This is a genomic window from Pseudomonas sp. R4-84, assembly GCF_054130985.1.
On sequence record NZ_CP096390.1, the window covers coordinates 1,387,555 to 1,408,939 of the forward strand.

The window sequence follows — 21,385 nt, forward strand, 5'->3', positions numbered from 1 at the left end:
AAAAGCCCACCTTTCGGTGGGCTTTTTGTTTTCAGTACATCAATCAGAACAACTTCGTCTCCGGCGCTTTTTCCGCCAGCGGTTCGTGCTTGCCCGTCTCGGCATTCCAGCCACCACCCAGGGCCTTGTACAAATTGACCTCGCTGGTCAGTTGCGCAAGGCGGTCGGTGATCAGCGATTGTTGTGCGCTGAACAACTGCCGTTGGGCGTCGAGGAAGGTCAGGTTGCTGTCGACGCCGATGCGGTAGCGACGCTCGGCCAGGCGGTAGTAGTCCTGGTTGGCGGCGACGAAGTCGGTCTGGGCCTGCAGCTGTTCGTTGTAGGTCTGGCGCGCGGCCAGGCCGTCGGAGACTTCCTGGAACGCTGTCTGAATCGACTTCTCATACTGCGCGACGTTGATGTCTTTCTGGATCTTGGCGTAATCCAGGCTCGCCCGCAGGCTGCCGGCGTTGAAGATCGGCAGGTTGATCTGCGGCGCGAAGGTCCAGGTGCCCGAACCGCCCTTGAACAGACCGGACAGGTCAGGGCTCAGGGTACCGGCGTTGGCCGTAAGGCTGATGCTTGGGAAGAACGCGGCCCGTGCGGCGCCGATGTTGGCATTGGCGGCGAGCAGGTTGCGTTCGGCCTGGAGAATGTCCGGACGACGTTGCAGCAGGTCCGACGGCAGCCCGGCCGGCACTTCGCTGAGCAGGTCATCGCTCAACGGTTGAGTGCGCAGGTTGGCCGGCAGGCCGGTGCCCAGCAGCAGCGTCAGGCTGTTTTCATCCTGGGCCACTTGGCGGGTGTAGCGAGCCAGTTGCACGCGGGCGTTTTCAACCGCGGTGCGCGCCTGGCTCAGGTCCAGGGCCGAGGCCACGCCGACTTCGGCGCTGCGCGAGGTCAGCTTCAGGCTCTGTTCGTAGGTGCCCAGGGTGTCCTGGGTCAGCTTGAGCAGTTCCTTGTCCGCCTGCCAGGTCAGATAGGCGTTGGCGACGTTGGCCACCAGGCTGATCTGGGTGCTGCGACGGGCTTCTTCGGTGGCGAAGTAGCTTTGCAACGCTTGCTCGCTCAGGCTGCGGACGCGACCGAACAGGTCCAACTCGTAGGCGCTGATCCCCAGCGTTGCGGAGTAGGAACTGCTGATGGCCGCTTCGCCGGTCTGCGAAGCCCGTGCCGGCACGCGCTGACGGCTGCCGGAGCCGGTTGCCGAGACCGCCGGGAGCAGGTCCGCCCGCTGGATGCGGTATTGCGCGGCGTAGGCGTCGATGTTCAACGCAGCGACCCGTAGGTCGCGGTTGTTTTCCAGGGCAACCTGGATCAGCTGTTGCAGCGCAGGGTCATGGAAAAACTGCTTCCAGCCCTGCTCGGCGGCTGCCTGGCCGGGGGCGTTGGCCGGTTCGTAGGCCGGGCCTTGCGGGTACTGCGCCGCGACCGGAGCTTCGGGCCGCTGATAGTCCGGGATCAGCGAGCAACCGCTGAGCACGACCGCGGCGATGGTCAGGGAGAGTAGCGACTTGCTCATTGGCCAGCCTCTTTAGAAGTTTCAGGAGTGTTGTCCTGGTCGGCATTTTTGCGACGACCTAACGACGACACTGTCACGAAGAACAATGGCACCCAGAAGATTGCCAGGATGGTGGCCGTGAGCATACCGCCGATCACGCCGGTACCGATGGCGTGCTGGCTGCCCGAACCGGCGCCGGTGGAAATCGCCAGCGGGACGACGCCGAGGACGAACGCCAGGGACGTCATGATGATCGGCCGCAGACGCATCCTACAGGCTTCGATGGCGGCTTCCACCAGGGTCCGGCCTTGTTCGTGTAGTTCCTTGGCAAACTCGACGATCAGGATGGCGTTTTTCGCCGCCAGGCCGATCGTTGTCAACAAGCCCACCTGGAAGTACACGTCATTGGACAGACCGCGCAGGCTGGTGGCTAGCAGGGCACCGATAATCCCCAACGGCACCACGAGCATGACGGCGATCGGGATCGACCAGCTTTCATACAGTGCCGCCAGACAGAGGAATACCATCAGCAGCGAGAGCGCGTACAGGGCTGGGGCCTGGGAACCCGACAGGCGTTCCTCGTACGACAGGCCTGTCCAGGAGATGCCGACGCCGGCCGGCAACTTCTTGGCGATGGCTTCGACCTCGGCCATGGCTTCACCGGTGGAATAGCCCGGCGCCGGAGCACCCAAGACTTCCATCGCTTCCACGCCGTTGTAGCGCGCGAGCTTCGGCGAACCGTAGGTCCACTCGCCTTTGGCAAAGGCGCTGAACGGTACCATGGTCCCGGCGCTGTTGCGCACGTACCACTTTTTCAGGTCTTCCGGACTCATGCGAGCGCCCGGCTGGCCTTGCACGTAGACCTTTTTAACCCGGCCACGGTCGATGAAGTCGTTCACGTAGCTACTGCCCAGGGCGATCGACAGGGTGTTGTTGATATCGGCCAAGGTGATGCCCAGCGCGCTGGCCTTCTCGTCGTCGATCTCGAGCTGGTATTGCGGCTCGTCGTTCAGGCCGTTCGGACGGACCTGGGTCAAGACCTTGCTCTGGGACGCCATGCCCAGGAACTGGTTACGAGCTTCCATCAGCTTGTCGTGGCCGATGCCGGCGCGGTCCTGCAGGAACACGTCGAAACCGGTGGCGTTACCCAATTCCAGCACTGCTGGCGGGGCGAAGGCGAACACCATTGCGTCACGGAAGGTAAAGAAATGCTGCTGGGCGCGAGCGGCGAGCTTGAACACGCTGTTGTCGGCGTTACGCTCCTCCCACGGTTTCAGCATGATGAACGCCATGCCCGAGCTCTGGCCACGACCGGCGAAGTTGAAGCCGGTCACGGTAAACACCGAGGCCACGGCATCGCCTTCACCACCGTCCTTGCTTGGACGCAGCAGGAACTCGCGCATCTTGTCGACCACCACCTGGGTGCGCTCGGCACTGGAGCCGGCCGGTGTCTGTACCTGGGCAAACAACACGCCCTGGTCTTCTTCGGGCAGGAACGCGGTAGGGATGCGGGTGAACAGCCAGACCATGCCGACCACAATGATCACGTAAGCGAGCAGATACGGAGCCTTGCGCTGGAGCATGTTGCCCACGCCACGCTCGTAGCTCCTGACGCCACGGTCGAAAGTGCGGTTGAACCAGCCGAAGAAACCGCGTTTCGGCGTGCCGTGCTCGCCTTTCGGAATGGGCTTGAGCATGGTGGCGCACAGGGCCGGGGTGAAGATCAGGGCGACCAACACCGACAGCGCCATCGCGGAGACGATCGTGATGGAGAACTGTTTGTAGATCACGCCGGTAGAGCCGCTGAAGAACGCCATCGGCAGCAGCACCGCCGAAAGCACCAGGGCGATACCCACCAGGGCGCCCTGGATCTGGCCCATGGACTTCTTGGTGGCTTCCTTGGGCGACAGGCCTTCTTCGCTCATCACCCGTTCGACGTTTTCCACCACGACGATGGCGTCGTCCACCAGCAAGCCGATGGCCAGCACCATGCCGAACATGGTCAGGGTGTTGATGCTGAAGCCGGCCGCCGCGAGAATCCCGAAGGTACCCAGCAACACCACCGGCACCGTCATCGTGGTGATGATGGTGGCTCGGAAGTTCTGCAGGAACAGGAACATCACCAGGAACACCAGCACGACCGCCTCGACCAGGGTTTCAACCACACCCTTGATCGACTCGCTCACCACCGGCGTGGTGTCGTATGGGAACACCACTTCTACGCCCTGGGGGAAGAACGGCTTGAGGTCGTCAATGGTCTTGCGCAGGGCTTTGGCCGTGTCGAGTGCGTTGGCACCGTTGGCCAGTTTTACCGCCAGGCCCGACGCTGGTGCGCCATTGAACTGGGCGCTGATGCTGTAGTTCTCGCCGCCCAGGCCAACGTCGGCCACATCGCCAACGCGCACTTGGGAGCCGTCCGGGTTGACCTTCAGCAGGATCGCCTTGAATTGCTCGGCGGTCTGCAAGCGGGTCTTGCCGATAATGGTCGCGTTCAGTTGCTGGCCGGGCAGGGCAGGCAAGCCGCCGAGTTGGCCGGACGAGACCTGGACGTTTTGCGCGGCGATAGCGTTTTTGACGTCCACCGGGGTCAGGCTGAAATTGTTCAACTTGGCCGGGTCGAGCCAGATCCGCATCGCATACTGGGCCCCGAAGACCTGGAAGTCGCCGACACCGGCAGTGCGCGAGATCGGATCCTGCATGTTGGACACGATGTAGTTGGACAGATCGTCCTTGGTCATGCTGCCGTCGCGCGACACCACCCCGATCACCATCAGGAAGTTTTTCACCGACTTGGTCACGCGGATGCCTTGCTGCTGCACTTCTTGCGGCAACAGCGGGGTGGCCAGGTTCAGCTTGTTCTGGACCTGGACCTGGGCGGTATCGGAGCTGGTGCCCTGCTCGAAGGTCGCGGTGATGGTCATGCTGCCGTCGGAGTTACTTTCCGAGGACACATAACGCAGGTTGTCGATGCCGTTGAGCTGCTGCTCGATGACCTGCACCACAGTGTCTTGCACGGTTTGTGCGGAAGCACCTGGGTAGGTCACCTGGATCGCAATGGCCGGCGGCGCGATGCTCGGGTACTGGTTGATCGGCAACTTGAGGATCGACAAAGCGCCGACCAGCATGATCACCAGGGCGATCACCCAGGCGAAGATCGGACGGTCGATAAAGAATTTCGACATGGTTTACTCCCCTTTGCCGCCGGCGGCTTTGTCAGCTGCCTGAGCGGGGGCCGGGTTCTTAGCGCCAACGTTGGTGGCTTCGGTGGCTTTGACTTCTACCCCTGGCCGTACGTACTGCAACCCTTCGGTGATCAGGCGATCACCGGCCTTGAGGCCGTCTTCGATCAGCCATTGGTTGCCAACGGTGCGGCTGGCCTTGAGCTGACGCAGTTCGACCTTGTTATCAGCGCCCACGACCATGGCGGTCGGCGTACCCTTGAGGTCGCGGGTCACGCCTTGCTGCGGTGCCAGGATCGCCGCGCTGTTCACCCCAGCCTGCAGTTGCGCGTGGACAAACATGCCCGGCAGCAACGTGTGGTCGGGGTTGGGGAACACGGCGCGCAAGGTCACGGAGCCGGTGGTCTGGTCGACCGAGACTTCGGAGAATTCGAGCTTGCCTTCATGGGGGTACTGGCTGCCGTCTTCCAGGGTCAGCTTGACCATGGCGGCGTTGTCGCCGGCCTTCTGCAGGCGGCCGCTTTCCAGCTCGCGGCGCAGTTGCAGGAGTTCGACGGAGCTTTGCGTCACGTCGACATAGATCGGGTCGAGTTGCTGGATGGTCGCCAGGGCATCGGTCTGCCCGTTGCTGACCAGCGCGCCTTCGGTCACCGAGGAACGTCCGATGCGACCTGAAATCGGCGCATAGACCTTGGTGTACCGCACATTGATCTGCGCGGTCTGCAGGCTGGCTTCCGACTCCAGGCGATTGGCCATGGCAGTGTCGTATTCCTGGCGGCTCACGGCTTGTTCATCAACCAATTGCTTGTAGCGATCAGCGATCGACTTGGTGGAACGCAGGTTGGCCTCGGCGCTCTTGAGGTTCGCTTCGTAAACGGCGGGGTCGATCTGGTACAGCTGCTGGCCGGCCTTGACGTCGGCACCTTCCTTGAACAGGCGCTTGAGGATGATGCCATTGACCTGAGGGCGCACTTCGGCAACGCGGAACGCACTGGTGCGGCCCGGCAATTCAGAGGTCAGGGTGAAAGGCTGGGTCTTGAGGGTTACGACGCCGACCTGAGGAGGGGGAGGCGCGGGTGCAGCCTCTTCCTTTTTGCATCCGCTGAGCAGCGATGCCAGGGCGATGGCAGTGACCAGAGCGGTAACAGCTGGCTTGAATTGCATGAAAATCCTCGGGTCCAGGCGCGTAACAGGCGCGCTCGAAAGTGAAAGGTGAAAAAAGAGCCAGATAAGCAATTAGTAGGATGCTAAGAAATATACTTACGTACACGGTTGTTTGTAAACAGCCAAATTGCGTACCATCCGGATTTACAAAAGCCTGACAAAGGCCAATGCGGACCGGGGACGCGTGCAGGCAGACGTTGCCTATAGATTGTCCTGCTGATCCTTACGCATTGCTTACGCATCCTGATTGAGGTGTTTACTGCCATGGTCCGTCGTACCAAAGAGGAAGCCTTGGAGACTCGCAGCCAGATACTCGAAGCGGCCGAAAAAGCCTTCTTCGAGCGAGGCGTTGCGCGTACCACGCTGGCCGATATCGCGACGCTCGCCGGTGTGACACGGGGCGCCATCTATTGGCATTTCAGCAACAAGGCGGATCTGCTCCAGGCCATGCTCGATACGCTGCATGAACCGCTCGATGAATTGGCCCGCGCGAGCGAAAACGAGGAAGAGCTTGATCCCCTGGGGTGCGTGCGCAAGTTGTTGGTACGGTTGTTCCAGCAGGTGGCCCTGGACCCGAAAACCCGGCGCATCAATGAGATTCTGTTCCATAAGTGCGAGTTCACCGATGAAATGTGCGATTTGCGCCAGCAGCGACGTGAAGTCAGCCTCGACTGCAACGTGCGTATCGCCTTGTCGTTGCGCAATGCAATGAAACGCGGCCAGTTGCCGGATGACCTCAATCCCGAAAGGGCGGCGGTTGCCATCCATGCCTATATCGACGGCATTCTTTACCAGTGGTTGCTGGCTCCAGACAGTTTCGCCCTGGCGAATGAAGCCGAACGCTGGGTGGACATCGGGCTGGATATGCTGCACCTGAGCCCTAGCCTGCGCAAATGAAACAAAATGCGTAATTGAATCGGTTTGTGTCAATACGGGCGCGTGAGAAAGGCTTTATAAACTGACGTCGGCCAAGGGTATATAAAATCGATGGCGAATTTTGTAGGAAAATTGTTTCGCGGTTGTAAGCGCAGTGGCCCGGTGCGCTTACAAAGTGGAAATATGTGCCCCATCCGGTTGGCCTGACGGGGCAGTATCTTCAGCTAATTACGATTTCTACAGTAAAGCCGTAGGGTTCTCCCTCCGCCGCGTGAGTGATGCGAGTTGTGCAATTGACGGGCGTTGCGCCAATAGAGGTCACGTTATGGGTCCGTACCGGTGTCAGGGTGGGGGTGAAAACGCCAAAAGAAGTCTCCACGCGTAAGCCGAAATCGAAGCGGAATCCACATTGTTTGTCGCCAAACACAATGAAGTGTTGGAACATATCCTTGCTACGGCTGCGCAATGTCCTGACGTACGAGAAGTCGAATTTCAACGCCTGGATATCCCCGCGACGGATATTGAAGAAGTCATGATCAATGGCGTTCAGGCTGAGGTTATTTTCGCGAAATTGAAAAGCCTGGTCGGTGTGGTTGAATATCTTGACCAGCAATCGGGTTTTATCCTGGCGAATCTTTTCTTGCTCCCAGGCTTGAATCTTCCGGTCGACCTCATCGTTCTTTTTATTCTTTTCTATCAAGGCGTTAAGTGCCTCGGCGTACTCTGTCGTGTCGAGTGACTTGAATTGCTCGTACAAGACTGACAAGGGCAAAAAGCGGAACTGTGAAAGGAGTCTCTCGATAAGGTCGTTATTGGCCGGTGGCGTGCTGTCCGTCGCGTCATTCATTCTCAAATTCCTTTTTTCAATGTTGCCTTTCAATGGCAGGAGGGGAACGCCGTATGCGCTCACTGTTCCTGATAATGAGCGGCTTTGCCTTGATTACAAAGTTCTTATGTTTGACCGAATATTGGAAATTAAAAAAGCCCTGGCTCTTTCGAGGCAGGGCTTTTATAGAGGTGGAGATTAAAGTACAGGGTAATCGATATAACCCACCGGGCCTTTCCCGTAGAAGGTTTCCGGATGCGGCTCGTTCAATGGCGCGTCGGCTTTCAAGCGTGCCGGCAGGTCCGGGTTGGCAATGAATGGCACGCCAAACGCCACGGCGTCCGCCTTGCCTGCTGCCAGCCAGGCGTTGGCGCTTTCCTTGGTGAAGCGCTCGTTGGCAATGTACGGGCCGCCGAAGGCTTGCTTGAGTTGTGGGCCGATGCTGTCGTCGCCTTCTTTCTCGCGGGAGCAGATAAAGGCGATGCCACGCTTGCCCAGCTCGCGGGCGACATAGCTGAAGGTTTCCAGACGGTTCTCGTCGCCCATGTCATGGGAGTCGGCGCGCGGCGCCAGGTGTACGCCCACGCGGCCGGCGCCCCAGACTTCGATGGCCGCATCGGTGACTTCCAGCAGCAGGCGAGCACGGTTTTCCAGGGAGCCGCCGTAGTGATCGGTGCGCTGGTTGGTGCTGCTTTGCAGGAACTGGTCGAGCAGGTAGCCGTTGGCACCATGGATTTCCACCCCGTCGAAACCGGCGGCCTTGGCGTTTTCGGCACCGACGCGGTAGGCATCGACGATGTCGGCGATTTCAGCGGTTTCCAGTGCTCGCGGCGTCGGGTAGTCAGCCAACGGGCGAACCAAGCTCACGTGGCCCTTGGGCTGGATGGCGCTCGGTGCCACTGGAAGTTCGCCGTCCAGGTAGGAAGGGTGGGAGATCCGGCCCACATGCCAGAGCTGCAGGAAGATCTTGCCGCCGGCGCCGTGGATGGCTTTGGTCACGTTGGCCCAGCCGCGTACCTGGTCGTTGGACCAGATGCCAGGGGTGTCCGGATAACCCACGCCCATTGGCGTGACTGACGTGGCTTCGCTGAGGATCAGGCCGGCGGAAGCGCGTTGCACGTAGTATTCGGCCATCAAGGCGTTGGGTACGCGGCCTGCGTCGGCGCGGCAGCGGGTAAGCGGGGCCATGATGATGCGGTTCTTCAGCTCGATGTCGCCGAGTTTGATGGGGTCGAAAATTGTTGCCATGAAATACAACCTCGCAAAGTGAAGGATCAGTAGTCAGTGAGTGGCAGGTGCCAGGTCGGCATGGCCGCCCTGACGGAAAGTGATCAGGGTCACCAGCAGCGCCAGCACGGCCAGCGCGCCGGCGGCGAGGGGCACGGTGGTCAGGCCCAGGCCATGGTCGATGACAGTGCCGCCGACCCAGGCGCCCAAGGCATTGCCAATGTTGAAGGCGCCGATGTTCAAGGTGGACACCAGGTTGGGCGCGTCTTTGCCGAAGGTCACCACGTTGACCTGCAGGGCCGGCACGGCGGCGAAGCAGGCGGTGGCCCACAGGAACAGCGTTATCTCGGTCGGGATCAGCGCCACGCTGGTCCAGCTCAGGACGGTGGACACGACGGCCATGGTCAGGAATACGCCCATCAGCGTGTTCGCCAGGCTCTTGTCCGCCAGCTTGCCGCCAATGATGTTGCCCAGGGTCAGGCCGAGGCCGATCAGCACCAGGGTCCAGGTCACGCCACGGGGCGACACGCCGGTCACTTCGCCGAGCAGCGGGGCGACGTAGGTGAACAGGGTGAATACCGAAGCGGAGAACAGCGCGGTCATGCTCAACGACAGCCACAAGCCGGCGCCCTTGAGCGCCACCAGCTCTGAACGCATGTCGAGTTTTTCCTCGTCGCGCTTGGCCGGCAGGAAGCGGATCAGGCCGATCAGGGCAATCACGCCGATGATCGTCACGGCCCAGAAGGTCGAGCGCCAGCCGGCTTGCTGGCCCAATGCAGTGCCCAGCGGTACGCCAAGCACATTGGCCAGGGTCAGGCCGGTGAACATCAGGGCCACGGCCGAGGCACGCTTGTTGGGCGCCACCAGGCCGGCGGCGACGACCGAGCCTATGCCAAAGAACGCACCGTGGCAGAGGGCGGTGACGACTCGGGCAAACATCAGCACGTTGTAGTCGCTGGCTACTGCGCAGAGCAGGTTGCCGACAATGAAAATCCCCATCAATGCCACCAACGCAGCCTTGCGCGGCAGTCGCGCGGTGGCCAGGGCCATGAACGGCGCACCGATGGCCACGCCCAGGGCGTAGCCGGTCACCAACCAGCCGGCGCCGGGAATCGATACGCCCAGGTCCGCCGCCACATCGGGCAACAGGCCCATGATGACGAATTCCGTCGTGCCGATGGCGAAGGCGCTAAGCGCCAGAATCAAGAGTGAAAGGGGCATTTCGAATCCTTGTCGGTTTAGAGCTCTTGGCTCATTTGCTTGAGGAACTGCTGGATCACTTCCTCGTTGCGTTTGAAGAAGTGCCATTGGCCGACCTTCTGGCTGGTGATCAACCCGGCCCGTTGCAATACCGCCAGATGCGCCGAAACCGTGGACTGCGACAGGCCGCAGCGCTGGTCGATCTGGCCCGCGCAGATGCCGAATTCGTGGTTGTGCAACTGTTCGGGAAACTGGACCTTGGGGTCCTTGAGCCAGTTGAGGATGTCTCGCCGTACTGGGTGTGCCAGGGCTTTTATTATTTCGTCGAGGTCGAGGGTCATTGGGGCAGCTCACATGAATAACGCTATATCGCGATGAGGCGAACCTTAAATCGTTGCTTCGCGATATACCAATATGTATTTGATCTGAAGATCTTACAAATCGCTATATCGGGTTATAACGATATAGGCGTCGGGGTGCTAAGCTGCGGGCCATGAACTATCTCGCGCACCTGCACCTCGGCGGCCCTGGCCGGGAACAACTGCTCGGCAGCCTTTATGGCGACTTCGTCAAAGGGCCGCTGCAGGGCCAATTCAACCCGCGGATCGAAGCGGCGATTGCCCTGCATCGACGCATCGACATGTACACCGATCGCCATCCGCTGGTGGATATCGCCTTGTCGCGTTTCTCCACGGTCCGGCGGCGTTATGCCGGGATCGTGCTGGATGTATTCTTCGACCATTGCCTGGCCCGGGATTGGACGCTGTACAGCGAAGGACCGCTGATGGACTTCACCTCCCGGATCTATCAGGTCCTCGCTGCTGAACCGCAACTGCCGGGGCGGCTGGCGCAGATCGCACCTTATATGGCGGCGGACGACTGGCTGGGGTCGTATACGCAATTCGAGGTGCTGGGCCAGGTGCTGCGCGGCATTTCCCGGCGGCTATCGCGGCCGGAGGAACTGGCGGGGGCGATGTCAGAACTGGTCAGGCTCTATGAGCCGTTGAGCGAAGACTTTCGGTTGTTCTATCCGCAGTTGCAGGATTTTGCGCGGAATCAGGCCTCACCGCAGGACTAAATTGTGGGAGCGAGCTTGCTCGCGATGGCGGTGTATCAGCCAGCACATCTGCTGAATGTTAGATCGCTATCGCGAGCAAGCTCGCTCCCATAGGGGCTCATGCGCATTCGGATCAAGCCGCAATCGCCGCCGGCCGAACCGGCATTGTCTGCGTCTCGGGCATTTCGCCGAACAATGCTTTGTGTACTGCTTGTTGCGCCTGGAAAGCCAGGGCCGCGCGTTCCTGGCCGTGGCAAGCAATCGGCTCCAAGAGATGGATTTCCACATCGCCAAGATCATTGGCGAACAATCGCATCAGGTGCGACAGCAGGTCGTCATCGCCAATGAACGGCGCCAGCAAATCGGGTTCGCCCTTGCGCAGGTAACGGATCGCCACCGGTTGCAAGGCCACGTCGGCATCGATGGCCGCCGACAACAGGCGGCCGTGGAAAGTGCGCAGCGTCCGGCCGTCGGTGGTGGTGCCTTCGGGGAACATGAGCAGCGGATAGGCCTGCTCCAGGTGACGGCTCATCTGCTTGCGAATCAACTGACTGTCGCCCGAACCACGACGGATGAACAGGCTGCCGGCCTTGGCTGCCAGCCATCCGGCGACCGGCCAGGTACGCACTTCGGCCTTGGACAGGAACGACAGGGGCGTGAGCATGCCCAGCAGTGGAATATCGGTCCAGGACACGTGGTTGCTGACCCACAGCATCGGCTGTTTCGGCAGTTGCCCATGGACGGTGACGCGAAAGGGCAGGGCGTTGGTCAGCCGCGCCATGAAGAAACGCGACCAGCGCTGGCGGCGCACCATCGAATGAGCGAGTCCCAGACGTTCCAGCATCCCGAACACACTGGCCATGGCCAGGCCCAGGGTGACGACCAGCAATACTCGCGCGATTCGCGCGTACACCCGCAACCGGCTCATCAGACCGCCGCCTTGAAGTGACGGGCATAACGCGGGCAGAGCTCGTCGCGCTTGAGCAGGATAAACACGTCGGCCACCTGGAAGTCTTCATCCCAGCAGGGCTCGCCGCAGATTTTCGCCCCCAGGCGCATGTAGGCCTTGAGCAGCGGGGGCATTTCGGCGATGACGTTGGACGGGACGTCCAAGGCCGGCAACGGCTTTTTCGGCACCGCTTGCAGGTGTTCGGTGCACAGGTAGCGCTCGCGCAGGCGCTGCATGATTGCCTGGGCCTGGATGCCGCCGTCCTGCATCGGGATGCTTGCGCAACCCATCAAGTAGCTGTAGCCGCCTTGATTGAGGACTTCGGCCAACTCGCCCCAGAGCACCGCGATGGTACCGCCGTTGCGGTAGGCCGGGTCCACGCAGGTACGGCCTATTTCCAGAATCGGGCCTTGGAGATGAATCAGGCCGTGTAGGGCGAATTCTTCTTCGCTGTAGAACCGGCCCAGGCTGCTGGCGGCCTGGTGGTCGAGCAGGCGAGTGGTGGCCACGAGGCGGCCAGTGTTCAGGTCGCGTACGCCAATGTGAGCGCAGTGAACATCATAGTCATCCATGTCCAGACCCATCTCCGCGCCCTTGAGCTTGGCGTTGAATTCGCCGCTGAAGACGTTGAAGCGCAGGGCCTGTGCTTCTTGCAAGGCCTGGGCGCCGATCAGGCGTTCGGCTTGCAGGCGGCGTTCATTGCCGGTGTCGCTGATGCGGGCGATCTGGGTCATAGCGAATCTCCGTGCGGGCTGTTCAGTTGCAGCCTGTCGACTTTCTTTATGCAGCCATGTTGTGCAAAGTCAGGCTATGTAGCCCCGGTGTCATCGCCATGAAGCTTTGGTGATGCTTATATGACAGCCCGCAAGGAGGCCCAGATGCCTTGGCAAACCCTGATCGAACGCGGCGAGCGGCTGCCCGCCTGTGCGGATCTGGCCGAAGGTTATGCCGCGTTGCTACATCGCCTGGGGTCGGTGACGCCGTTCGAGTTGGCCGTAGTCGGCGGTCGGTCGATGGCCACGCCCGGGTTGGCGTTTCTGGTGGGTTACCAAGCGGCGTTGCGGGCGCTTTGGCCGAGCGCGCCCCAAAGCCTCGGTGCGTTGTGCGCCACCGAGCAGCGCAGCTTGCGCCCGGCGGACATGCAGACCCGACTCGCCGACTTGCGGCTGAATGGGCGCAAGGATTTCGTCACCGCGGGCGATGCCGCCGAGTGGTTGCTGGTCGCGGCCCGAAGCGAGGCCCCCGGCGAGGCGCCGCGATTGAACCTGGCGGTGGTGCATGCGGGCGAACCGGGCGTGACGCTGGAAAAGTTGCCGACGTTGCCGTTCATGCCGGATATCAGCCATGGGCGGATGTTGCTGGACGGTGCGCTGTGCCAATTGCTCCCCGGCGACGGCTGGGACGTCTACGTCAAACCGTTTCGCACCTTGGAAGATGTCTACGTGCTCAGTGCGATGACCGCCTGGTTGTACGGCTTAGGGCAAGAATGCGGCTGGCCCCGGCCGTTGCAACTGCGTCTGTTGGCGTTGCTCGCCAGTTGCGCGCAGACGAGTCGCCACAACCCTTCGAGTACTGTCGCGCATGTGTTGCTGGGTGGGCTGTTCGCCCAATTCAAAGGGCTCGATGCTGAGTTGGACGATGCCTTGGCCGATGGGCCGGCGGCGTGGCGTGAGATGTGGGGGCGTGACAAGGCGGTGATGGACATCGCGGCGGGGGCGCGGGCCAAGCGGTTGGACAAGGCGTTGGGGTCTTCGTCGATTTGAAGGGCCTCATCGCGAGCAAGCTCGCTCCTTCGGGGCTTTGCGTCGCGCATAAAGTCCGCTGTGGGAGCGCGCTTGCTCGCGATGGCGTCCTTTCGAACACCAAAACTCAAACTGTCATCAAGTCTGAATAGGCTCTGCAAGTTCACCTCTGCGAGCCCCGCGCATGCCCAAAGGCTGGTTGTTGCTTTCGCTCCTGCTGCTGACCCTGACGGCCCGCGCCGAAGTCTGGCCTGGCGAACAATGGCCGACCGGCCAGGCCTCGAGTGGGCCGGCCATCGAAGCCTTGGCGCATTACGCTTTTGCACCCAGGGACGACGCCACCCGCCAAGGCATCCGCACCGACGCGCTGGTGGTTATCCAGGATGGTCGACTGGTCTACGAACGCTACGCCGGACCGACTGACGCACAGACCCCGCACCTGACCTGGTCCATCAGTAAAAGCCTGCTGGCGACGGTGTTCGGCGTCGCCTACGGTGAAAAACGCTTTGCCCTGGATGATCCAGCCGCCCAGTACTACCCGCCGCTCAAGCGACATCCGGACATGACCCTGGCCGATCTTTTTCATTGGGCGTCTGGCCTGGACTGGCAAGAAGACTATGAATACGCGCCACTCAATTCCTCGGTCGTGGCGATGCTCTATACCCGTGGGCGCCACGACATGGCCGCGTTCACCGCCAGGCACGAAAGCTTCAGCCCACCCGGGCAGGTGTTCCGTTATTCCAGCGGCGACAGCAATCTGCTGGCGGCAGCCCTGAAAAATATCGTCGGCCCGGCGCGTTATGCCGATTACCCCTGGACAGCCTTGTTCGAGCCGCTGGGCATCCGCCACGCGACCTGGGAAACCGACGCCAGCGGCACGTTTGTCGGTTCGTCCTATGCCTATCTCACCGCCCGGGACCTGGCGCGTGTCGGCCTGCTGATGCAACGCGATGGCCGTTGGGGCGACCGGCAATTGATTCCCAAGGATTGGATTGCCTTCAACCGCGAGCCTTTCGCTCGGTTTCAGGCGGGCCAGGACGAAGCCGTGCCTGGCGGACACTGGTGGCTCAATCGCGGCGCCGACCCGTCGATCCGCCCGTGGCCCGACGCGCCGCCGGATACGTTCGCCGCCCTGGGCCATTGGGGCCAGGCGCTGTATGTCATCCCCAGCGCCAGGCTGGTGATCGTGCGCTACGGCGATGACCGCGACGGCACCTATCGCCACAACGAACTGCTCATGCGTGCCATGGCGGCCTTCGCCGGGACGGTGCAGCCATGAAGCGCAGGGTAGTGCTCATTCTTTTGTCGATGTTGCTTGTTGGCCTGTTCGGTTGGGGCTGGCAGGAGCGGGTGGCCTTGCGGGCGTTCCCCGACATCATCAGCGCCTATACCGCGAAGGAATACTGCTCGTGCCGCTATGTGATGCGGCAACCGGCCGACTATTGCCGCGGCTATGTGAAGCAGTCGGTGCCGATCAGCGATTTCCTCGAGACCGTCGAAGCAAAACGCATCACAGTCAGCGGCTTGGGGCGTAGCCACAGTGCGCGGTGGATGGGGGAGCGGCAGGGGTGTCGGTTGGAACCCTGAGTGCTGTTTCAGCGATGCCTTTTGTGGCGAGGGGGCTTGCTCCCGCTCGAGTGCGCAGTGCTCGCAAATCCTTCAGTCAATCGCGACTTGGGGCTGCTTCACAGCCCAGCGGGAGCAAGCTCCCTCGCCACTGGGTTATGTTGGAAGCAGCGATGTTGTGAAACAGACAGTTTGCAAGCGCCCTCGGCCCGGTTAAGGTTCGCCACAGGTTTATCTGCCCCCCGAGTCTGTATGTTCAAGCGGTTATTTTCTCGCGCTGTCACCACCTTGCTCCTGGCCTGCGCCACGCTGCCGGCCCAGGCCGACTGGTACCTGGATGGTGAGTCCTCGCGACTGTCCTTTATCAGCAGCAAAAACGGCAATGTCTCCGAAGTCCAGCGTTTCCTGGTGCTTCATGGGCAGGTCCAGCCCAAGGGCCAGGCACGGCTGGAGGTCGAACTCGAATCCATCAACAGCGGTATCCCCCTGCGGGACGAGCGCATGCGCGCCGAGTTGTTCGATATCAAGCAATTCGCCGAAGCCACCATCACCGCGCAGCTCGACCTGATGCCGATTCAGGACCTGGCCAACGGCGCGCAACTGGAACTGCGCCTGCCGGTGACCGTGGACCTGCATGGCAAGCAGCATGAGTACAACGTCCAACTGCTGGCGACTCGCCTGGATGAGCGGCGTTTTCAGGTCGTGACCCTGGAACCGGTGGTGCTCAACGCGGCGGATTTCGACCTGGCGCCGGGGTTGGAGAAGCTGCGCGACCTGGCCGGATTGTCGACCATCAGCCTGTCGGTGCCGGTGAGTGCGGTGCTGATTTTCACGGCGCGCTGACATGAGCGGCCCGGTCTTTCCCTGGCGTGAAGGCAATCGCTTCGAGCTGTTGATCGACGGCCCGCAATTTTTCCCGCGCATGCTGGTGGAAATCGCCCGCGCCCAGGAACAGGTCGAACTGGAGTTGTACCTGGTGGAAGCGGGCGCTTGCGCCGAGGCGATGGTCCAGGCCCTTGTCCAGGCGGCCGAGCGCGGGGTGCGCGTGCGCTGTCTGTTCGATGACTATGGCAGCCTGGCGTTTACCTTGGGCCTGCGCAATCGCCTCATCCAGGCGGGCGTGGAGCTGCGGTTCTACAATCGCCTGAGTTGGCGGCGTTGGGTGCGCAATCTCTACCGCGATCACCGCAAGTTGCTGTTGGTCGACCAACGCTTGGCGGTGGTGGGCGGTACCGGGGTCACCGACGAATTCTGGAACCCTTTGGACGACCGAAGCGATTGGCACGAAGTGATGGTGGAAATCGTCGGCCCGCTGGTGCTGGACTGGCAGTTGCTGTTCGATCGCCAATGGCTTGCCAACCGCCATCGACGGGCCTGGAAACCGGCGTCCAATTTCGGCCTGCCCCGTCTGCCTCGCGTCCCGCCGGTGGGCGAAGGCATGGGCCGGGTCGCCTATGCCGACGCCCGCCAGCACCGCGACATCCTGCAGTCGCTATCCCGGGCATTGAACAGCGGCCAGAAACGCATCTGGATGGCCACGCCATACTTTTTGCCGACCTGGAACGTGCGCCGCTCTTTGCGCAAGGCCGCGGCGCGAGGCATCGACGTGCGGCTGCTGCTGACGGGCCCGCGCACGGATCATCCATCGGTGCGATACGCAGGCCATCGCTATTACCCACGGTTGCTCAAGGCAGGGGTGAAAATCTACGAATACCAGCCCTGCTTCCTGCACTTGAAAATGGTGCTGGTGGACGATTGGGTCAGCATTGGCTCATGCAATTTCGATCACTGGAACCTGCGCTTCAACCTCGAAGCCAACCTGGAAGCACTGGACTCTGGGCTGAGCAAGGCCGTGGCCGCCAGTTTTGAACGGGACTTCGAGCAGAGCCTGCAAGTGAGCCTCGACACCTGGCAGCGCCGGCCATTTTGGAAGCGCTTCAAGCAAAGGGTATGGGGGTTGGTGGATCGGGTGGTGGTGAATCTGCTGGATCGGCGGGGTTAGTTCAAACACCTTGGATACAACTGTGGGAGCGAGCCTGCTCGCGAAAGCGGCCTGACAGTCAATGATGCAATGACTGAAAGATCGCCTTCGCGAGCAGGCTCGCTCCCACAGGGTATTGCGGTGTTGCTGGATCAGAGCAACTCAAAACTCTGCTGCTTCACGTCCTGGGAATCCAGGCCGATCTGCACGTTGAACTTGCCTGGCTCTGCCGCGTACTTGAGCTGCGCGTTGAAGAACTTCAGGTCGTCTTCGGTGATGTCGAAGTGGATGACCTTCTTCTCGCCGGCCTTGAGCATGACCTTGCGGAAGTTTTTCAGCTCCTTCACCGGACGGATGATCGAGCCGGTAACGTCCTGGATGTACAGCTGCACCACGGTTTCGCCGTCACGATCGCCGGTGTTTTCCAGAGTGATGCTGGCGTCGAGCTTGCCGGTCTTGTTCAGCGTGGTGGACGACAGGGCCATGTCCGACAGGCTGAACGTCGTGTAGCTCAGCCCATAGCCGAACGGGTAGAGCGGGCCGGTGGTGTCGTCGAAGTACTGCGAGGTGTAGTTGCCTGGCTTGCCCGGCGTGAACGGCCGACCAATGCTCAGGTGGTTGTAGTAGGTCGGAATCTGCCCGACCGAGCGTGGGAACGTGATCGGCAGCTTGCCCGACGGGTTGTAGTCGCCGAACAGCACGTCCGCGATGGCGTTGCCGCCTTCGGTACCGCTGAACCAGGTTTCCAGGATCGCATCGGCCTGCTGTTTTTCTTCCAGCAACGACAGCGGGCGGCCATTCATCAACACCAGCACCAACGGCTTGCCGGTGGCCTTTAGGGCCTTGATCAGCTCGCGCTGGCTGGCGGGGATGTTCAGTTCGGTACGGCTCGACGATTCATGGGACATGCCACGGGACTCGCCCACGGCGGCGACGACTACGTCCGCTTCTTTCGCGGCTTTCACCGCTTCATCGATCAGCACTTGGGCCGGACGCGGATCGTCCACCACTTCCGGGGCATCGAAGTTGAGGAAGTTCAGGTAATCGAGCACCTTCTTGTCGCCCGTGATGTTGGCGCCACGGGCATAGATCAGCTTCGACTCACCGCCCAACGCGCGGGCCATGCCGTCATACACCGTGACCGACAACGCCGGTCGCCCGGCGGCGGCCCAACTGCCCATCATGTCGATCGGCGCCTTGGCCAGCGGGCCGACCAGGGCGATCTTCGCGGTTTTCTTCAGGGGCAGAGTCTGGTTGCGGTTTTCCAGCAGCACCAGGCTGCGGCGCGCCACGTCACGGGCATCGGCGCGGTGCATGCGGTTGTCGGCATAGACATCGGCCGGGTCGTCCTCGGCCTTGCCGATACGCAGGTACGGATCCTTGAACAAGCCCATGTCGTACTTGGCGGCCAGCACTTCACGCACCGCGTTGTCGAGGTCGCTCTGCTCGATCTCGCCCGCCTTGAGCAGCCCTGGCAGCTCCTTGCCATAGAGCGAGTCGTTCATGCTCATGTCGATGCCGGCCTTGATCGCTAGCCTGGCCGCTTCGCGACCGTCCCGAGCGACGCCATGCTTGATCAGCTCGAAAATCGCGCCATGGTCACTGACGGCCAGGCCCTTGAAGCCCCATTCCTTGCGCAGCAGGTCGTGCATCAGCCATGTGTTCGCGGTGGCCGGTACGCCGTTGATGGAATTCAGCGCGACCATCACCCCGCCCGCGCCGGCGTCGATGGCGGCGCGATAGGGCGGCAGGTAGTCCTGGTACATTTTCACCGGGCTCATGTCCACGGTGTTGTAGTCCCGGCCGCCTTCCACGGCGCCGTACAGGGCGAAGTGCTTGACGCTGGCCATGATGCTGTCGGCGGCGTTGGCGCCGGTGCCCTGGAACGCCTTGACCATCACCCCGGCAATGCGCGACACCAGATAAGTGTCTTCGCCGAAGCCTTCGGAGGTCCGGCCCCAGCGTGGATCGCGGGAGATATCGACCATGGGCGCGAAGGTGATGTCGATGCTGTCGGCCGCTGCTTCCTTGGCAGCGATGCGGCCGGAGCGGTAGATGGCGTCCATGTCCCAGCTCGAGGCCAGGGCCAGGGGAATCGGGAAAATGGTGCGATGGCCATGAATCACGTCATAGGCGAAGAACATCGGGATCTTCAGCCGGCTGCGCATGGCCGCGTCCTGCATCGGACGGTTCTCATCGCGGGTAATGGAGTTGAATGTGCCTCCGATGTTGCCGGCGGCAATTTCCTTGCGGATCATCTCCCGGGGCATCTCCGGGCCGATGCTGATCAGGCGCAGCTGGCCGATCTTTTCCTCGAGGGTCATTTGCTTCATCAGGCTGCTGATGAAAGCGTCCTTGTTCTCTATGGGGGCTGGCAGGTTGTCGGCTAATACGGATTGACTGGCCAGACTGACAAACAGGCCCAGCAAACACAGCTTCTTCATGAATAGTTTTCTCGCAAGCCTAAAGGGCGGTGATCAGGACACGCCGGTCAGCCTAAATGTGAGGAACGGCTATTGTTGTTCGGGTGTTATCCAGTTAAATGCAGCACACTTTCGAACCTGTGCCGATGAACTTAGTTTCGCACTGCGCATCTTTTAGCCCATAGACCCGATTCGATCCAGTGCGGCGGCGATTATGCCCCAGACGCCGGTAAGATAGGTGGCGGTGTTTTCTTAATGCAATGCAAGGGAGAGCTTCACCCGATGATTCGACGACTGAACCACCGCAGCGCGCTGCAAATGCTGGCCCTGATGCTGTTCACCACGCTGCTGGCCGGTTGCGGCATCAACAACATCCCGACCCTGGACGAGCAGGCAAAGGCGGCCTGGGGCCAGGTGCAGAACCAATACCAGCGCCGCGCCGACCTGATTCCCAACCTGGTGGAGACCGTCAAGGGTTATGCCCAGCATGAGCAGGAAACCTTGACGGCGGTGATCGAAGCCCGGGCCAAGGCCACGTCCATTCAGGTCGATGCCAGCACCCTGGACAACCCGGAAAAACTCAAACAGTTCCAGCAGGCCCAGGACCAGTTGAGCGGCGCATTGAACCGCCTGATGGTGGTATCCGAGCGCTACCCGGACCTGAAGGCCAACCAGAACTTCCTGGCCTTGCAATCGCAACTCGAAGGCACCGAGAACCGCATCGCCGTGGCCCGTCGTGATTTCATCCTGGCCGTGCAGAAATACAACACAGAGATCCGTACCTTCCCGGGTCGCCTGTGGCACAGCGTGATGTACAGCGATCTGCCAGTTCGCGAGACCTTCGAGGCCACCAGCCCGAATGCCGAAAAAGCGCCTGAAGTGAAGTTCTGATGGAGCAGCCTCAAGTTCTGAGCGCCAAGCTGCAAGCTCAGGTAACGCGTACGGCTTTCGGCTTGAGGCTTGCTGCTCGAAGCTTGAAGCTGGTCGTGCTGTTGCTCTGGGCTTTTGCAGCCACGGCCCAGGCAGAATTGAGCTTCCCGGCGCTGACCGGGCGGGTGGTGGACACCGCCCAGTTGCTCGACCCATCGGTGCGCACGCAACTCGATGCGCAACTCAAGGCCCATGAACAGGCCACCGGCGAGCAGGTGGTTGTCGTTACGCTGGCGAACCTTCAAGGCGCCAGCATCGAAGACTTCGGTTATCAATTGGGGCGCCATTGGGGCATCGGGCAAAAGGATAAAAACAACGGCGCGCTGCTGATCGTCGCCCGCGATGACCGTAAACTGCGCATCGAAGTGGGTTACGGGCTGGAAGATCGCCTGACCGACGCCCAGAGTTCGGTGATCATCAACCAGGTGATCACCCCGGCGTTCAAGACGGGCAACTTCAACAAGGGCATCAGTGACGGTGTGGCGGCGATGCTCGTGGTGTTGGGTGGCAACCCCCTCGATGAACCGGCTGCGGCATACAGCGCGGGCAGTGCGGACGAGGGCGATTTCGTCGAGCGCCACCCAGGCTTGTTCATCTTCCTCGCGATGCTTTTCATCCTGACGATTTTCGTTTGCCAAGTGCTCGGTATCCTGCCCAGCGGAGGGGGCTCCGGCGCAAGTTATAGAGGCGGAGGAGGCGGCTTCGGCGGCGGTGGTGGCGGTGGCTTCAGCGGTGGTGGCGGCAGTTTCGGCGGCGGCGGTTCGTCCGGCGGCTGGTGACAATAA

Annotated in this window: 19 protein-coding genes; 9 read left to right on the plus strand and 10 right to left on the minus strand. The window is 61.4% G+C overall.

The features are described from left to right. Positions 1-43: 43 nt before the first annotated feature. Genes adeC through M1D68_RS06550 form a run of 3 tightly spaced genes read right to left on the minus strand, consistent with a single transcriptional unit; the run spans position 44 to position 5,823 of the window. Positions 44-1,501: an AdeC/AdeK/OprM family multidrug efflux complex outer membrane factor gene (gene adeC, locus M1D68_RS06540; protein ID WP_420766763.1), complete on the minus strand. Its 1,458-nt coding sequence runs from the start codon at positions 1,499-1,501 to the stop codon at positions 44-46. Next, positions 1,498-4,662 (minus strand): efflux RND transporter permease subunit EmhB, encoded by a 3,165-nt coding sequence (gene emhB, locus M1D68_RS06545; RefSeq protein ID WP_434562726.1) that lies wholly within the window; start codon positions 4,660-4,662, stop codon positions 1,498-1,500. Before emhB ends, adeC begins: the two co-directional genes overlap by 4 nt. 3 nt (positions 4,663-4,665) lie before the next feature. Beyond that, complete coding sequence (locus M1D68_RS06550; protein WP_420766761.1) at positions 4,666-5,823, minus strand: efflux RND transporter periplasmic adaptor subunit; 1,158 nt, start codon at positions 5,821-5,823, stop codon at positions 4,666-4,668. A 264-nt stretch (positions 5,824-6,087) separates the two neighbouring features. Here M1D68_RS06550 and M1D68_RS06555 point away from each other — a divergent pair, with 264 nt between their 5' ends. After that, positions 6,088-6,720, plus strand: a complete 633-nt coding sequence (locus M1D68_RS06555; protein ID WP_420766760.1) for a TetR family transcriptional regulator — start codon at positions 6,088-6,090, stop codon at positions 6,718-6,720. 199 nt (positions 6,721-6,919) lie between these two features. On the opposite strand, the gene M1D68_RS06560 is transcribed toward M1D68_RS06555, so the two are convergent. From M1D68_RS06560 to M1D68_RS06575, 4 genes are all read right to left on the minus strand, one after another. Then, a complete protein-coding gene (locus tag M1D68_RS06560; RefSeq protein WP_434650171.1) occupies positions 6,920-7,546 on the minus strand; it encodes a hypothetical protein in 627 nt (208 codons plus the stop codon). A gap of 177 nt (positions 7,547-7,723) precedes the next feature. Further along, positions 7,724-8,773, minus strand: coding sequence for an alkene reductase (locus M1D68_RS06565; RefSeq protein WP_434562730.1), 1,050 nt, complete (start codon positions 8,771-8,773; stop codon positions 7,724-7,726). Between the two features lie 33 nt (positions 8,774-8,806). Continuing rightward, a complete protein-coding gene (locus M1D68_RS06570) occupies positions 8,807-9,973 on the minus strand; it encodes an MFS transporter (protein WP_420766757.1) in 1,167 nt (388 codons plus the stop codon). A gap of 17 nt (positions 9,974-9,990) precedes the next feature. Further along, the gene (locus M1D68_RS06575) at positions 9,991-10,293 is read right to left on the minus strand and encodes an ArsR/SmtB family transcription factor (protein WP_003198672.1); all 303 of its coding nucleotides are present in this window, start codon (positions 10,291-10,293) and stop codon (positions 9,991-9,993) included. Positions 10,294-10,445: 152 nt separating this feature from the next. On the opposite strand from M1D68_RS06575, the gene M1D68_RS06580 reads away from it, so the two are divergent. Further along, positions 10,446-11,030: an acyl carrier protein phosphodiesterase gene (locus tag M1D68_RS06580; RefSeq protein WP_457969714.1), complete on the plus strand. Its 585-nt coding sequence runs from the start codon at positions 10,446-10,448 to the stop codon at positions 11,028-11,030. 112 nt (positions 11,031-11,142) lie between these two features. Here M1D68_RS06580 and M1D68_RS06585 read toward each other — a convergent pair whose 3' ends face one another. Continuing rightward, the gene (locus M1D68_RS06585) at positions 11,143-11,937 is read right to left on the minus strand and encodes a lysophospholipid acyltransferase family protein (protein ID WP_457969716.1); all 795 of its coding nucleotides are present in this window, start codon (positions 11,935-11,937) and stop codon (positions 11,143-11,145) included. Further along, positions 11,937-12,692 (minus strand): L-ornithine N(alpha)-acyltransferase, encoded by a 756-nt coding sequence (olsB, locus tag M1D68_RS06590; protein ID WP_434562738.1) that lies wholly within the window; start codon positions 12,690-12,692, stop codon positions 11,937-11,939. The genes M1D68_RS06585 and olsB overlap by 1 nt, the downstream gene beginning before the upstream one ends. A gap of 144 nt (positions 12,693-12,836) precedes the next feature. On the opposite strand from olsB, the gene M1D68_RS06595 reads away from it, so the two are divergent. The 5 genes from M1D68_RS06595 (at position 12,837) to M1D68_RS06615 (ending at position 17,268) form a co-directional block, all read left to right on the plus strand. Next, entirely contained in the window at positions 12,837-13,721 is an 885-nt protein-coding gene (locus M1D68_RS06595) for an acyl-CoA dehydrogenase (protein ID WP_457969718.1), read from the plus strand. Positions 13,722-13,884: 163 nt separating this feature from the next. After that, positions 13,885-14,979 carry a serine hydrolase domain-containing protein gene (locus M1D68_RS06600; RefSeq protein ID WP_457969720.1) on the plus strand — a complete coding sequence of 365 codons (1,095 nt, stop codon included), beginning with the start codon at positions 13,885-13,887 and terminating at the stop codon, positions 14,977-14,979. Beyond that, the gene (locus tag M1D68_RS06605; RefSeq protein WP_434562744.1) at positions 14,976-15,287 is read left to right on the plus strand and encodes an amidase; all 312 of its coding nucleotides are present in this window, start codon (positions 14,976-14,978) and stop codon (positions 15,285-15,287) included. The genes M1D68_RS06600 and M1D68_RS06605 overlap by 4 nt, the downstream gene beginning before the upstream one ends. A gap of 231 nt (positions 15,288-15,518) precedes the next feature. Then, the gene (locus tag M1D68_RS06610) at positions 15,519-16,109 is read left to right on the plus strand and encodes a YceI family protein (protein WP_420766750.1); all 591 of its coding nucleotides are present in this window, start codon (positions 15,519-15,521) and stop codon (positions 16,107-16,109) included. Position 16,110: 1 nt separating this feature from the next. Continuing rightward, positions 16,111-17,268, plus strand: coding sequence for a phospholipase D-like domain-containing protein (locus M1D68_RS06615; protein ID WP_457969722.1), 1,158 nt, complete (start codon positions 16,111-16,113; stop codon positions 17,266-17,268). Positions 17,269-17,399: 131 nt separating this feature from the next. On the opposite strand, the gene bglX is transcribed toward M1D68_RS06615, so the two are convergent. Next, entirely contained in the window at positions 17,400-19,691 is a 2,292-nt protein-coding gene (bglX, locus tag M1D68_RS06620; RefSeq protein ID WP_420766748.1) for a beta-glucosidase BglX, read from the minus strand. Positions 19,692-19,952: 261 nt separating this feature from the next. Here bglX and M1D68_RS06625 point away from each other — a divergent pair, with 261 nt between their 5' ends. Together M1D68_RS06625 and M1D68_RS06630 are read left to right on the plus strand one after the other, a co-directional pair. Further along, positions 19,953-20,561 carry a LemA family protein gene (locus M1D68_RS06625; protein ID WP_457969724.1) on the plus strand — a complete coding sequence of 203 codons (609 nt, stop codon included), beginning with the start codon at positions 19,953-19,955 and terminating at the stop codon, positions 20,559-20,561. Further along, complete coding sequence (locus M1D68_RS06630) at positions 20,561-21,379, plus strand: TPM domain-containing protein (RefSeq protein ID WP_457969726.1); 819 nt, start codon at positions 20,561-20,563, stop codon at positions 21,377-21,379. Before M1D68_RS06625 ends, M1D68_RS06630 begins: the two co-directional genes overlap by 1 nt. The last annotated feature ends 6 nt before the right edge of the window (positions 21,380-21,385 follow it).

Excerpts from the sequence above, each read along its gene's own strand:
- adeC (WP_420766763.1), bottom strand. The coding sequence starts at position 1,501 with ATGAGCAAGTCGCTACTCTCCCTGACCATCGCCGCGGTCGTGCTCAGC.
- emhB (WP_434562726.1), bottom strand. The coding sequence starts at position 4,662 with ATGTCGAAATTCTTTATCGACCGTCCGATCTTCGCCTGGGTGATCGCC.
- M1D68_RS06550 (WP_420766761.1), bottom strand. The coding sequence starts at position 5,823 with ATGCAATTCAAGCCAGCTGTTACCGCTCTGGTCACTGCCATCGCCCTG.
- M1D68_RS06555 (WP_420766760.1), top strand. The coding sequence starts at position 6,088 with ATGGTCCGTCGTACCAAAGAGGAAGCCTTGGAGACTCGCAGCCAGATA.
- M1D68_RS06560 (WP_434650171.1), bottom strand. The coding sequence starts at position 7,546 with ATGAATGACGCGACGGACAGCACGCCACCGGCCAATAACGACCTTATC.
- M1D68_RS06565 (WP_434562730.1), bottom strand. The coding sequence starts at position 8,773 with ATGGCAACAATTTTCGACCCCATCAAACTCGGCGACATCGAGCTGAAG.
- M1D68_RS06570 (WP_420766757.1), bottom strand. The coding sequence starts at position 9,973 with ATGCCCCTTTCACTCTTGATTCTGGCGCTTAGCGCCTTCGCCATCGGC.
- M1D68_RS06575 (WP_003198672.1), bottom strand. The coding sequence starts at position 10,293 with ATGACCCTCGACCTCGACGAAATAATAAAAGCCCTGGCACACCCAGTA.
- M1D68_RS06580 (WP_457969714.1), top strand. The coding sequence starts at position 10,446 with ATGAACTATCTCGCGCACCTGCACCTCGGCGGCCCTGGCCGGGAACAA.
- M1D68_RS06585 (WP_457969716.1), bottom strand. The coding sequence starts at position 11,937 with ATGAGCCGGTTGCGGGTGTACGCGCGAATCGCGCGAGTATTGCTGGTC.
- olsB (WP_434562738.1), bottom strand. The coding sequence starts at position 12,692 with ATGACCCAGATCGCCCGCATCAGCGACACCGGCAATGAACGCCGCCTG.
- M1D68_RS06595 (WP_457969718.1), top strand. The coding sequence starts at position 12,837 with ATGCCTTGGCAAACCCTGATCGAACGCGGCGAGCGGCTGCCCGCCTGT.
- M1D68_RS06600 (WP_457969720.1), top strand. The coding sequence starts at position 13,885 with ATGCCCAAAGGCTGGTTGTTGCTTTCGCTCCTGCTGCTGACCCTGACG.
- M1D68_RS06605 (WP_434562744.1), top strand. The coding sequence starts at position 14,976 with ATGAAGCGCAGGGTAGTGCTCATTCTTTTGTCGATGTTGCTTGTTGGC.
- M1D68_RS06610 (WP_420766750.1), top strand. The coding sequence starts at position 15,519 with ATGTTCAAGCGGTTATTTTCTCGCGCTGTCACCACCTTGCTCCTGGCC.
- M1D68_RS06615 (WP_457969722.1), top strand. The coding sequence starts at position 16,111 with ATGAGCGGCCCGGTCTTTCCCTGGCGTGAAGGCAATCGCTTCGAGCTG.
- bglX (WP_420766748.1), bottom strand. The coding sequence starts at position 19,691 with ATGAAGAAGCTGTGTTTGCTGGGCCTGTTTGTCAGTCTGGCCAGTCAA.
- M1D68_RS06625 (WP_457969724.1), top strand. The coding sequence starts at position 19,953 with ATGATTCGACGACTGAACCACCGCAGCGCGCTGCAAATGCTGGCCCTG.
- M1D68_RS06630 (WP_457969726.1), top strand. The coding sequence starts at position 20,561 with ATGGAGCAGCCTCAAGTTCTGAGCGCCAAGCTGCAAGCTCAGGTAACG.